Source organism: Lacicoccus qingdaonensis (assembly GCF_900101075.1).
Taxonomy (GTDB): domain Bacteria; phylum Bacillota; class Bacilli; order Staphylococcales; family Salinicoccaceae; genus Lacicoccus; species Lacicoccus qingdaonensis.
In genome coordinates, this window is the sequence record NZ_FNFY01000003.1 from 15,310 (window position 1) to 28,549 (window position 13,240).

General features: G+C 42.8%; 12 protein-coding genes. 10 read left to right on the plus strand and 2 right to left on the minus strand.

The features are described 5' to 3' along the window. Positions 1–6 precede the first annotated feature (6 nt). Genes BLR15_RS02495 through arsC form a run of 3 tightly spaced genes read left to right on the plus strand, consistent with a single transcriptional unit; the run spans position 7 to position 2,027 of the window. Positions 7–327: an ArsR/SmtB family transcription factor gene (locus BLR15_RS02495; RefSeq protein WP_092984369.1), complete on the plus strand. Its 321-nt coding sequence runs from the start codon at positions 7–9 to the stop codon at positions 325–327. Continuing rightward, positions 324–1,613 carry an arsenite efflux transporter membrane subunit ArsB gene (gene arsB, locus BLR15_RS02500; protein ID WP_092984371.1) on the plus strand — a complete coding sequence of 430 codons (1,290 nt, stop codon included), beginning with the start codon at positions 324–326 and terminating at the stop codon, positions 1,611–1,613. Before BLR15_RS02495 ends, arsB begins: the two co-directional genes overlap by 4 nt. Positions 1,614–1,628: 15 nt before the next feature. Then, positions 1,629–2,027, plus strand: coding sequence for an arsenate reductase (thioredoxin) (arsC, locus tag BLR15_RS02505; RefSeq protein ID WP_092984373.1), 399 nt, complete (start codon positions 1,629–1,631; stop codon positions 2,025–2,027). Positions 2,028–2,041: 14 nt separating this feature from the next. On the opposite strand, the gene BLR15_RS02510 is transcribed toward arsC, so the two are convergent. Beyond that, the gene (locus tag BLR15_RS02510; protein ID WP_092984375.1) at positions 2,042–3,823 is read right to left on the minus strand and encodes an SLC13 family permease; all 1,782 of its coding nucleotides are present in this window, start codon (positions 3,821–3,823) and stop codon (positions 2,042–2,044) included. 299 nt (positions 3,824–4,122) lie between these two features. Here BLR15_RS02510 and BLR15_RS02515 point away from each other — a divergent pair, with 299 nt between their 5' ends. Further along, positions 4,123–4,842, plus strand: coding sequence for a type 1 glutamine amidotransferase (locus BLR15_RS02515; protein ID WP_092984377.1), 720 nt, complete (start codon positions 4,123–4,125; stop codon positions 4,840–4,842). Positions 4,843–4,888: 46 nt separating this feature from the next. Here BLR15_RS02515 and BLR15_RS02520 read toward each other — a convergent pair whose 3' ends face one another. Beyond that, positions 4,889–5,062, minus strand: a complete 174-nt coding sequence (locus tag BLR15_RS02520) for an SDR family oxidoreductase (protein WP_092984379.1) — start codon at positions 5,060–5,062, stop codon at positions 4,889–4,891. Between the two features lie 247 nt (positions 5,063–5,309). Between BLR15_RS02520 and BLR15_RS02525 the strand changes: the two genes are divergently transcribed. From BLR15_RS02525 to nrdG, 6 genes are all read left to right on the plus strand, one after another. Further along, positions 5,310–7,250, plus strand: coding sequence for a heavy metal translocating P-type ATPase (locus BLR15_RS02525; protein WP_092984381.1), 1,941 nt, complete (start codon positions 5,310–5,312; stop codon positions 7,248–7,250). A gap of 45 nt (positions 7,251–7,295) precedes the next feature. Then, positions 7,296–8,036: an SDR family NAD(P)-dependent oxidoreductase gene (locus BLR15_RS02530; RefSeq protein WP_092984383.1), complete on the plus strand. Its 741-nt coding sequence runs from the start codon at positions 7,296–7,298 to the stop codon at positions 8,034–8,036. Positions 8,037–8,160: 124 nt separating this feature from the next. After that, positions 8,161–9,162 carry an FUSC family protein gene (locus tag BLR15_RS02535; protein WP_092984385.1) on the plus strand — a complete coding sequence of 334 codons (1,002 nt, stop codon included), beginning with the start codon at positions 8,161–8,163 and terminating at the stop codon, positions 9,160–9,162. Between the two features lie 91 nt (positions 9,163–9,253). Beyond that, positions 9,254–10,675 (plus strand): pyridoxal phosphate-dependent decarboxylase family protein, encoded by a 1,422-nt coding sequence (locus BLR15_RS02540; protein ID WP_092984387.1) that lies wholly within the window; start codon positions 9,254–9,256, stop codon positions 10,673–10,675. A 132-nt stretch (positions 10,676–10,807) separates the two neighbouring features. Then, positions 10,808–12,664 (plus strand): anaerobic ribonucleoside-triphosphate reductase, encoded by a 1,857-nt coding sequence (gene nrdD, locus BLR15_RS02545; protein ID WP_281182349.1) that lies wholly within the window; start codon positions 10,808–10,810, stop codon positions 12,662–12,664. Beyond that, a complete protein-coding gene (gene nrdG, locus BLR15_RS02550) occupies positions 12,661–13,212 on the plus strand; it encodes an anaerobic ribonucleoside-triphosphate reductase activating protein (RefSeq protein ID WP_092984391.1) in 552 nt (183 codons plus the stop codon). Before nrdD ends, nrdG begins: the two co-directional genes overlap by 4 nt. Positions 13,213–13,240 lie beyond the last annotated feature (28 nt).

A 13,240-nucleotide genomic window follows, 5' to 3' on the forward strand; every position in this document is an offset into this window, starting at 1 on the left:
GATGATGTGACATATGATAAATTATCGGATTACTTAAAAATAATTGCTAACCCCAGCCGATTGGAAATACTGGACTTATTATCCTGCGGGGAACTGTGTGCAGATGATCTGTTAAAGTATTTTGAGTTTTCCCAGCCGACTTTAAGTCATCATATGAAAGTGCTGGCTGACATTGAACTGATCATCACCCGCAGGGATGGTAATAAAAAGATGTATAAATTGAATAATGAAGTATTGAAAGAAGTAGGCATCTATATAGATTTACTTGCCCGTGACAATGAAGAATGTGTCTGCAAATCCATCAGCAAAGGTGACTGTGCATCATGACGTTTTTAGCGATATTGATATTTTTAGTGACATTGGTCTTCATCATATGGCAGCCGAAAGGGCTGGATATCGGAATTACAGCAACTGCCGGAGCCGTTTTGGCAATCATCACAGGTGTCGTATCATTCAGTGATGTTATAGAAGTTGCTGAAATTGTCTGGAATGCTACATTGACATTTGTAGCGGTCATCATCATTTCTTTAATTCTTGATGAAATCGGCTTTTTTGAATGGTCGGCCAGACATATGGTTAAAGCCAGTAAAGGAAACGGCATCAAAATGTTCATTTACATAATATTACTCGGCGCCATTGTTGCAGCATTCTTTGCCAATGACGGTGCAGCACTTATACTGACTCCTATAGTTCTCGCAATGGTGCGTAATTTGAAATTCGAAGAACAGATTGTTTTTCCGTTTGTACTGGCGAGTGGTTTTATTGCGGATACTGCTTCACTGCCGCTGATTGTGAGTAACCTTGTGAATATTGTGTCTGCAGATTACTTTGGGATCGGTTTTCTGGAATATTTGAGCCGTATGATCATTCCAAACTTATTTTCAATTGCCGCCAGTATCATTGTATTGCTAATCTACTTTAGAAATTCCATTCCGCGCCATTTTGAAGCTCAGGAGCTTGCTTCACCGGAAGATGCAATTAAAGATAAAAAACTATTCCAAATTTCCTGGGTAATACTTGGCGTTTTACTGGCGGGCTATATGGCGAGTGAATTCATCGCCGTGCCTGTATCGTTCATCGCAGGAATCATCGCAATTATATTTTTACTGCTGGCCGGCAGATCAAAAGCTGTGAATACCGGCGAAGTCATTAAAGGTGCACCTTGGAATATCGTCATTTTTTCTCTGGGAATGTATATAGTCGTATTCGGTTTAAGAAATGCAGGGATAACTGAACTGCTGGCAGATGTCTTGATTATGATTGCCGGCCAGGGCTTGTTCGCTGCAATTATGGGTATGGGTTTCATCGCTGCATCCTTATCATCGGTAATGAACAATATGCCGACAGTGATGATCGATGCCATAGCAATCGACCAGTCCGGAGTCCGGGGCATCCTGAAGGAAGGTCTTGTCTATGCAAATATCATCGGTTCGGACCTGGGCCCGAAAATCACACCTATCGGTTCTCTTGCGACTCTGTTGTGGCTCCATGTACTGACACAAAAAGGCATGAAGATATCATGGGGTGTTTATTTTAAAGTGGGAATCGTCATTACGATACCGGTGCTCATATCGACACTTATCGGTCTTTATTTGACATTGCTTTTATTCTAGAAAGGAATTGATTTAATGGATAAGAAAGTAATTTACTTTATATGTACAGGTAATTCGTGCCGTTCTCAGATGGCTGAAGGGCTCGGCAGAACGATACTCGGCGACGGGTGGGAAGTTTATTCGGCGGGGATTGAAACCCACGGGGTCAATCCAAAGGCGATCCAGGTAATGGATGAAATAGATATTGATATTTCGTCCCAGACGTCAGATCTTATAGAGGCGGATATTTTGAAACGTTCTGATCTAGTTGTTACATTATGCAGTGATGCAGATGTGAATTGCCCTGTAATCCCTCATGGGGTTGAGAAAGAGCATTGGCCGTTTGATGATCCTGCAGGTAAGGGCTGGTCTGAATTTCAGAGGGTGAGGGATGAAATCGGAGGAAAGATAAAAGATTTTAAAAGGACTTTCTAAACGAAAGTCCTTTTTTAGTACCATACAAAGTATACGATTGTTGACGTCATTACCATGGTAATGAGTACTAATGGTGTACCTATTTTTACGTAGTCGCTGAATTTGTAGCCGCCGGGACCATAGACGATCAGGTTGGTCTGATACCCGATAGGTGTGATGAAACTGCACGATGCGGCGATTGCAATAGTGATGATAAGTCCCATGTAAGGGATATCCATCTGGGTTGCAATCTCAAATGCAATCGGGAACATCAAGACTGCTGCGGCACTGTTTGTAATCAACTCTGTAAATATATTGGTTACGATGTAAACGATGAATATGATACCAAGAATACCAAGCGGACGCGCAAAGGCGAGCATGTTTTCCGCAATGAAATGCGCGAGCCCTGACTGGGTCATTGCGGCCCCGATTCCAAAAGCACTGGCAATCAATAGAATGACATCGAACTGGATATACGTTAATATCTCTGACCAGTTGATCAGCCTGGTAATAATCAATAGAATGACTGCAATCAGCATGGCTTCAAACATTGACAGCATGCCAAGCGTGACGGACAGAATCATCACCAATAAGAGTCCAAGAGCCAAAGCACCTTTCAGGTTGCTCTGTTTCAGAGTTTCAGGCGGATTGACCGTTGAGACGACATAGAAGTTATGTGAATGCTGATGGTTCTGTACAAAACTGTCTTCAGCAAGGAGCAGCAAAGTATCGCCCGTTTTCAGGACTATGTCACCTACCCTGCTCGTAATACGCTGATTATTTCTGTGGACTGCAATGACGCCGGCATTATATTTTGATCTGAACAGCGTGCTTCTGATGGTTCTGCCGACTAAACCTGAATTATGGGAAATGACCGCCTCCACAAGGTGATGGTTGTCATTCTGCAGAACTTCCAGACTCTCGTTGGTGCCTGTTTCTAAAGAAACACCTTTTAATTTTTCAACTTCAGCTATTCTGCTGAGAGTTGCTGAAAAGATCAAATTATCTCCTTTTCGTATGATGGTATGTGCACTGACAGGAAATACATGTTCCCCGTCTTCGCGGATAATCTCAATGATGTAAATCCCTTTTAACGAATTTTTTGAAGCGGTAATAATTTTATCGTTGATATATTCAAACTTTTCTCCGATAGTGGCTTCAGCTAAAAATTCTTTTGCCTCTTTACGAATCGTATCTTCGGCACCCAGGTTACTGGGTAAGATTTTATAGCCGATGGTCAAAATATAGATCAGCCCTACTATGGCTATCGGCAGCCCGACGATAGCCATAGTGAAGAATGAAAAGCCTTCGACACCTGCGTTTATCAGTAATCCATTAACAATCAGGTTGGTGGATGTGCCGATCATCGTAATCGTCCCGCCAAGAATTGTTGCATAAGACAGCGGGATTAAAAGCTTGGAAGGTGAAAAACCGTTATCCCTTGCCCAGTCTCTTAAAATCGGGGTCAGTGTAATGACAATCGGCGTATTGTTTAAAAATCCGGAAGCCAGTGATATAGGTGCTAGCAGTTTCACCATGGACAGGCGTAATGATTGTGATTTGCCCAAAATTCCATAAATGAAATTTTCTATGATACCATGTTTTTGAATGGCGCCTGCAACGATGAAGAGCAGCAGCACCGTGAGCATCCCCTCGTTGGAAAACCCGCTCAATGCCTGTTCGGTGGTTATGATGCCGGACAGTAAAAATATCACCAGAAAGAAAAATATGACGAAATCTGCACGGGCAACTTCAAACAGTAGTAAGCCGAGCATTAAAATTATCATTAAAGCTACATAAATCATTTCTACAGTCATGATGGCACCCCCTGTCTGAAGAATAAACATTAAGAATATTCTAGCATACAATTTAATCACCGTGAATTTTTATTCTTAACATTCAAAATATGACAGGGGAAATACCCAAGTGACCGGGTAAAATGTTTAGGTCACTGTCATTTAGTTTAATTAGTATATATGTAGAGATTATAATATACACATTTAAATTTAAAACTGTTAGTTTGACCACAAAATACTTTTATACTATAGTGTGTCGTATCGAATGAAAATCGACTTAATTTCAAGGAGGAGTTATATTAGAAAAGGAGGCAATTAATATGATCATACAAGTGATCCAACATGACCCGCTTTTACCGTTGGGATATATAAAAGATTGGGCAAAGGAAAATAATTATCAAGTAAACACTGCCAGAATCTATGAAGGTGATCCATTACCTGTGGATGAAACATTTGATCTGCTGGTTATATTAGGTGGACGCCAGACGGCATATGAAACTGAAAACTACCCTTTTGTGGTCGAAGAAGCAGAGTGGTTGAAAAAACTTGTTGATGAAAATCAAAGCATGCTCGCAATATGTCTTGGAGCACAGATTTTATCAACGGCACTGGGCGGCGAGGTTCAAAGAATGGCACATATGGAAATCGGCTGGCACTATTTATATGAAGTGGAAGGTGCAACACAGCATCCTCTCTTGCAAGGTCTCCCGAGCGAAATCCGATTATTCCAGCACCATCAGGATTTCTTCTCTATACCTGAACGTGCTGAAAAAGTATACTACAATCAAAACTGCAACAACCAGGGATTCGTTGTAAACGACAACATATTGGCATTGCAGTTCCATCCGGAAATCGATGCAGTGGGCATTGAAGAATTTCTGGCAAAAGACCAGATTTATGAACCGGAAGAAGAAGTGCTTGTCCAGACTGAAAAACAGATCATCAATGATGAAAAGTTCGAAGCAGGACGCAAGTATCTCTATAACCTGATGGACAACTATAAAGCCGTGATCAATCAACCACGGCCGCATGAGGTTTAATATATGACGAAAGCCAGGTCACAATGACCTGGCTTTTTACATACCTTTAATATTTGTAAGATTGGCCGCCGTCGATATTGATGACTGCGCCGTTGATGAATCCTGATTCAGATAACAGGAATGCCACGAGTGAACCGACTTCTTCAGGTGTGCCAAAACGTTTCATGGGATTGACGGAAACGAATTCTTTTCCTGCATCTTCCCAATTTTCAGGGTCCATCTGCTTCTATGTTTGTCATCACATAAATATATTTATGCGGCTGAACCGTATTTGAAATAATATTTCGTTTAATCGTATAAAAAATAGATAGATTTTCCGTATTCAATCATAAGTGACACTAGTTAACAATGATTGTCATTATCATTTAAAATTGTTTAATATGTCAAATATTAACGATATAAAATTACATATATATAGTATAATTGAATTAAAGAAAAAATGTTTTCAATTTTGAAAGGGTGAGCTCATGACCGGTGCTTTGAAATGGATCAATAGTCACAGGGAACTTACGAATACGATCATCAGCGGTATATTAATTGTGCTGGGTCTGGTTTTCACGTGGAACAATGTTGAAACCATTGCTTCAAAAACATTTATAACAGTGTTTCTGATCGGCGGATATTACAGTGCGAAATCGGGCCTGATTGAACTTTTTCGTGACAAGCATCTGAACGTTGATGTACTGATGATACTTGCCGCAGTCGGCGCTTCCATAATCGGTTATTGGATGGAAGCCGCCCTCCTTATATTCATCTTTTCACTGGCGGGTTCCATGGAAACGATGGCCCGTATGAGAAGCCGCAATGCGATTGCGGAACTGATGAAACTGACACCGAATGAAGCCCGCAGATATAAGGATAATGGTGAAATTGAAATAGTGGAGACGAAAAAACTGAAAATCGGAGATTTACTGCAGGTTCCGAGGGGTGCGACGATACCCATCGACGGGATTCTTGCTGTTGATTATGGAGTAATCAACGAATCAAGTGTGACCGGGGAATCTGTACCTGTCGAAAAAAATTATGATGCTGAAGTGATTGGCGGTACAATCAACGAAGGGGAGCTCATCGATATCGAGGTGTCCGTAGAGGATGAAGATACACTTTTTTCGAAAATAATCCGTATGGTGGATGAAGCACAGTCCAAGCCTTCCAGAACGGCAGGTTTCATCGAAGGCATTGAAGACACATATGTCAAAGCTGTACTAATTGGTGTGCCGGTTTTCATCCTGGCCGTCCATTTCTTTCTTGGGTGGTCCATGGAGGAATCATTCTATAGAGGGATGGTGCTTCTTACAGTCGCTTCCCCCTGCGCTCTTGTGGCGAGTGCCACGCCGGCCACACTGTCGGCCATCAGCCGTGCCGCCAAAAAAGGGATGGTATTCAAAGGCGGAGAAGCTATCGACAATGTGAACCAGCTTAAAGCGATCATATTCGACAAGACCGGTACTTTAACTGTCGGGAAACCAGAAGTGGCAGAAGCATCTTATGCAGATGATGGCATGAAGGAAACAGTGGATGAAGTGGTAAAAGCCGCCGAATTCGGGTCCACCCACCCTATTGCCAGCGCCATTTTAAGATATTTGGATCGGACTGCTAAAATTGAGGTGGATCATATTGCAGACATCACCGGTAAAGGATTTGAGGTCACCCATAATGGCGATATCTGGAAAATCGGCAAACGGACATATGCCGCAGAAAGTGCCATGCTGCCTCCAGATATATCAAAGAAAACCGAAACACTTGAAGAACAGGGTAATACGGTAATATTCGTTTCGAGAAACGATGAAGTGCTGGCTTATTACTCCCTTGAAGATTCACTGAAACCGGAAAGCAGGATGGCAATTGAGCGTTTGAACACCATGGGCATACAGACAATCATGGTCAGCGGGGATAACCAGAGAACCGCCGAACATATCGCCTCTCTCGTCGGTATCAAAGAAGTGCATGCGAATCATATGCCGGATGAAAAAACGGAACGGCTGGAACAGCTTCGTGAAAAATACGGTGTGATCGGCATGGTTGGGGATGGAATCAACGATGCCCCCGCCCTGGCACTTGCCGATGTCGGTTTTGCGATGGGCAGCGGTACGGACATTGCAATGGAAACTGCGGATGTGGTACTCGTACAGGATGATCTTAAACAGATACCTTTTGCTCTCGGATTGTCCAGAAAGATGAAGAATATAATCATTTTCAATATCATTTTTGCCCTTTTCGTCGTCGTACTGCTTATTCTTGCCAATATACTGCAGGTCATCAACCTGCCTATGGGTGTGATCGGGCATGAAGGCTCTACCATACTTGTTATATTGAACGGTCTCAGGCTGCTGAACTATACAGGTGGTCTTAATGGCAGAAACGAAGACAGTGTGAGTAATATCACACGTCGCAGCACAGCGGTATGATAAAATGAAAGTAATAATAAAATTCATAAAAAGAGGAGGGATTTAATGGCAAAGTTACAGGACAAAGTCGTTGTTATTACAGGCGGAATTTCAGGAATCGGCAAGGCATCCGCTGAATTGTTTGCAAGTGAGGGTGCCAAACTGGTCTTAGTCGATCTTGACGAGACAAAAGGTAAGGAAGTCGTGTCAGAATTGGAAGACAAGGGGCACGATGCCATTTTTGTCCAGGCTGACGTGACAAGTGAAGAGGATGCGAAAAATGTGTTTTCAAAAGCTGTCGAGAAGCACGGACAGATTGACGTTCTCTTCAATAACGCAGGTATCGGCGCATCTAAACCGACACATGAAGTATCTTTCGAAGAGTACCGCAAGACGGTCAATGTGGACCTGGATGGCGTATTCCTGTTTGCACAAAACGCAATCAAACAAATGCGCAATCAGCCAAATGGAGGTGTCATCGTAAACACAGCATCTATGTACGGCTGGATAGGTGCGCCGGGCTCCGCTGCATATAACGCAGCTAAAGGCGGCGTGGTCAACCTGACAAGATCCCTCGGTGTGGAATATGCGTCGGAAAACATCCGTGTCAACGCTCTGTGCCCGGGATACATCGACACACCGATCATTCCTGAAGAAATGAAGGCACCTCTCAGACAGGCGACACCGATGGGACGCCTCGGTCTGTCAGAAGAGATGGCGAAAGCTGCATTATTCCTGGCATCAGATGACTCGAGCTTCATGACCGGTCAAAGTCTGATTGTCGACGGCGGTTTTACTGCACAATAAATTTAAGAAATGAGAGTCAGGAACCGGATATTTAATCCGGTTCTTTTTTATACAGTAATTCATTAAAATAGAAATGTCTGTTAATATTTAGATAAGAAAAATACGATGGAAAGAAGTCGGTTGTATGTTTCAACTCAGAAAAATATTCGGCGAAAGGATTATAAAAACAGGGATTTCAACCTTTCTTACGGCTTTGATATGTATATGGCTGAATCTGCCGCCCATATTTGCGGTGATCACTGCAATTGTCACGATCGAACCGACAGCGAAAGCTTCGCTGAAAAAAGCGTATGTCCGGTTTCCTGCCTCAATAATCGGTACTTTCATCGCTGTTGTGTCCTTGTTCATATTCGGTGAAACCGCAATTACATATGCAATCGCCGCAACATTGACCATTTTGGTGACTTACCGTCTGAAACTTTATGACGGTGTGCTGGTTGCTGCCATAACTGCTGTTGCGATGATTCCGTCAGTACAGGATGCCTATGTCTATCATTTCACTTCAAGACTGGCAACGACAATAATCGGTCTGACGACGAGTACCGTAATCAATTATCTGATACTGCCGCCGCAGTATACCGACCGGATTAAGGAGCTGGCAACCGCTGCGAAAAAAGACATTCAAAAACTTCTTAACAGACGTTTGAAAGAATTGACCGGGCAGAAGTTTCAATCCGGTAAATCGGATAAAAATTATAAAGCGATACAGAAAACGATGAATGAGGCAGAGCGGCTGCTGCAGTTTCAGCATGATGAGTACAGCTATCTGCGGTTTAATGAAGAGGGACTCAGGGATTTAAACAAGATTCAAAGAGAACTGCAGTTCATCAAATTATATCTGATCCATGTGGGCAATTTGATTTATATACCGAGAAATCTGAATTTGGGCTTTACTCAAAAAGAATTGGATACACTGGAGCAGGTGCTCCCCCTTATTGATGAGGACATGTCAAAAGTTGATGTGGACCATCCCGTTTTAGAAGATTTATATGACTGTATAAAAGAACTGGATGAAGACTCGGTATTCAAAGCCCATTTGCTGAATGAAATAATTCTGTTATTCAGAATGCTGATTAATCATGATAAAACTACAGATGTCACTAATATAAAAAAGGATGGAAAATAAAACTGCTGAAATCTTTACGGATTCCGGCAGTTTTTTATTCTTAAATTTCTCCTGGTATGATAAATTTAAATTATATTAAGGAGTGAGAATCATGGCGATGGAGTTTAGAGAAAAGGACTTGGATCTTCAGAATATTATTGCGGATGAGGTCAATAAATATTTAAAGAGAGACCTGGGTACAATGTCTGCGACCAAAAGGGCACCGCAGGAACTGATTGATAAGTACGAAAAGATGTCTGTGCCGCAAAAGGGACGTGATATTTATGAAATCATGAACGAATTGGACAATGAAATATTGGAATACATACACCGGAATAATCATCCCCGTTCATTTTCATTTATCCCGGGACCGGGATCGAGACTATCCTGGCTGGGTGATATTTTAACGACAGCGAATAATATTCACGCATCTAACTTCAAAAATGCGACGCTGCCGATCAGTATCGAAAGGAATCTGATCAACTATTTTGCTGAAAAACTTGGTTATAAAATAAAACCCGCCGGCGGTGTGTTCGTCTCCGGAGGCTCCATGGCAAATCTGACAGCGGTTGTCACGGCACGTGATGAAAAAATTGCGACGAAAGAACTGTACAAGGGCACTGTTTACATTTCAGACCAGGTGCACCACTCATTGAGCAAGGCATTTCATATTGCCGGGATTCCGAAGGAAAATGTCAGAAGAATTCCGGTTGATCGGGAATTTAAAATGAATGTGGATGAATTATCAGCAGTGATCAAAAAAGATATTGAAGCGGATATGAAACCTGTAATGGTGGTGGGCACTGCAGGAACAACGAATACCGGCACGGTTGATGATATTGAAGGAATAACGGCTGTATGCGAAGCGCATGACCTTTGGCTTCATATTGACGGAGCCTATGGACTGTCACACCTGCTTTCTACTAAAGGGAGAGATTTATTTCCCGGCATCGAACATGCCGACAGTGTCAGCTGGGATGCACACAAACTTCTATTTCAGACATACAGCTGTGCAATGGTCATCGTCAAGGATAAGCAGCATCTGTTGAACAGTTTCAGTGAGCAGGCGGAATATCTGGATGATATTCAAAGTGATGATGATGTCATCGACCCGGAAATGATCGGTATGGAACTCACCCGCCCCGCCCGTGCAGTGAAGCTGTGGATCACGCTGCAGGTGTTGGGTGAAGAGCAGTTCAGGGAACGTATCGATTACGGGCAGCATCTCGCGGAGTATACGGAAGAATGTGTGGAAGAGATGGAAAACTGGCAGGTCATATCACGTCCGAGTCTGTCGATATTGAGCTTTAAATATGTACAGCCGAATTTAAATGAAACTGAAAATAATAAAATACTCTCAAATGCCGCCGGACGGATGGCATCTTCCGGCTATGCCGTCACTTATACGACGGAACTGAATGGCCAGAAAGTCATCCGCATGTGTACCATCAACCCTGAAACGACAAAAGAAGATATTACGGGAACACTTGCCCGACTGGATGAATTTGTGAAAGATGAGCTGGAAAGTCTGTAACTCCAGACCGCTGTCACAATTGACATATTTGAATTTCAGAAATGACCATTTTATGAAACTGTCTCTTTCCGTCTATCTAACACTATATATTGTGTTACCTTTTATATAAATCAATATATTGTGTTCAGGAGGATGAAAATGCAAACATTAGAAAAAAATTTGGACAGTCTGATTACGTATAAGCCTGAAGTGGTCAATGAGAACGCAAACAAAGACAGTAAGACATTCAATACATTCAGGGATTTGACTGCCGGAGTTGTGGCGAAATCCTATGCACTTAAAAAAATGCTTCCGAAACATATTTCAGAGGCACACCAGAGTGGTGATATTCATTTTCATGATTTGGATTATCACCCGTTCCAGGCAATGACGAACTGCTGCCTGATTGATATTGAAGGTATGCTCACGGAAGGTTTCCAGATGGGCAATGCAAAAGTCACCTCGCCAAAATCCGTACAGACAGCGGCTGCCCAGATTGTTCAGATCATAGCGAACGTCTCAAGCAGCCAGTATGGCGGGGTGACGGTGGATAAGTTTGATGAAAAGCTTGGCAGGTATGCCAGATTGAATGAAGAAAAGCATCGCAGGACCGGTGAAGAGTTTGTCCTGCCTGATAAGCTGGAACAGTACGTCAAAGAACGCGTGGAGAAAGATATCAGAGATGCCGTGCAGAGTTTTGAGTATGAAATCAATACGCTATACACTTCGAACGGTCAGACGCCTTTTGTCACAATCGGTTTTGGCCTGGGTACGGACGAGTACAGCAGAATGGTGCAAAAAGCAATACTCCAGACCCGAATTGACGGACTTGGCGCTGAGAAGTTCACAGCTATATTTCCGAAGCTGGTATTTGCTTTGAAAAAAGGTGTAAACCTTGATAAAGAAGATGTGAACTATGATATTAAACAGCTTGCTTTGGAATGCTCTTCAAAACGAATGTATCCGGATGTGCTGAACTACGACAAGATTTCAGAACTTCTGGGTGACTTTAAAACGCCGATGGGCTGCCGCTCTTTTCTGCCGCAGTGGACTGAACCGGAAAGCGGAGAAAGCATCAACGAAGGACGTGCCAACCTTGGTGTGGTCACACTTAATCTGCCAAGAATCTCCATTGAGTCAAAAGGCAGCAAAGAAAGTTTTTGGGCGAATTTCCATCAGAAGATGAACCTGATGCATGATGCGCTCGTCTTCAGATTGAAACGACTTGAAGATGTCATCAGTGACAACGGCCCCATCCTTTATAAAAGTGGTGCTTTCGGAAAGCGCCTGGAAGCTGGAAACAGTGTTATGGAGTTATTCAAAAGGAAGCGCTGTACTTTATCGATGGGATATATCGGACTGTATGAAACAGCCACCGCATTTTATGGTCCGGACTGGGAAACGAATCCCGAAGCGAAAGAATTCACTTTGGATATATTGCGTGAAATGAAAAAATATCAATTGGAGTGGACAGAGGAATACGATGTCTTCTTCAGTATTTACGCGACACCGAGTGAGTCTCTGACCGACCGTTTCTGCAGGCTGGATCATAAAAAGTTTGGAGAAATAGAAGATATTACGGACAAAGGATACTATATGAACTCATTCCATTACGATGTAAGGAAAGACATCACCCCGTTTGAAAAAATTGACTTTGAACAGGATTATCCGCACCTTGCCGGCGGCGGTTTCATCCATTATTGTGAATATCCTAAGATGACCCATAATCTGAAAGCGCTCGAAGCTGTCTGGGATTATGCATATGATAAAGTGGGATATCTCGGCACCAATACGCCGATAGACCGGTGTTTCGACTGTAGTTTTGAAGGTGATTTCGAAACGACGGCTACAGGCTTCAAATGTCCAAACTGCGGCAATCAGAATCCTGAGACAGTCGATGTAGTGAAGAGAACGTGCGGTTATCTTGGGAACCCGGTCGTCCGTCCGACGATAAAAGGCAGACATAAGGAAATCAGTGCCAGAGTAAAGCATATGGGAAGTTCTGAATGAGTGCTTTAAATATTTATGAAGGCCGCTGTCATATCGCAAAAGTAGAACCGAGAACTTTCGTGGACGGAGAAGGTGTCAGGTGCAGCATTTATCTTTCAGGATGCCCGTTTGACTGCACAGGATGCTATAATCTTGCTGCCCAGAACTTCACTTACGGGGAAGAATGCAGCGATGATATGATTGATAAGATCATTGAGTATTGTGCAGCGGATTATATAAGCGGCTTGAGCATTCTCGGCGGTGAACCATTCTGTAATTTAAAACTCGCAGAAAAAATCGTCAGCCGGTTCAGAGCACGATTCGGCAGCCAAAAGACAATCTGGGTCTGGAGCGGTTTTGTATTTGAGTACCTTAAGAATGATATAAAACGGCAGTATTTGTTAAAAAATATCGATGTTTTGATAGACGGTCCGTTTATGCAGCGGCTATTCCAGCCGAATCTGGCATTCAGGGGTTCATTGAACCAGCGTATCATCGATGTAGGCAGGTCTCTTTCGAATGATAAAACCGTCTATTTGAATGACATCAGAGATGCCATAGAAATATAAAGAAGACCATGGATTTTAATCCATGGTC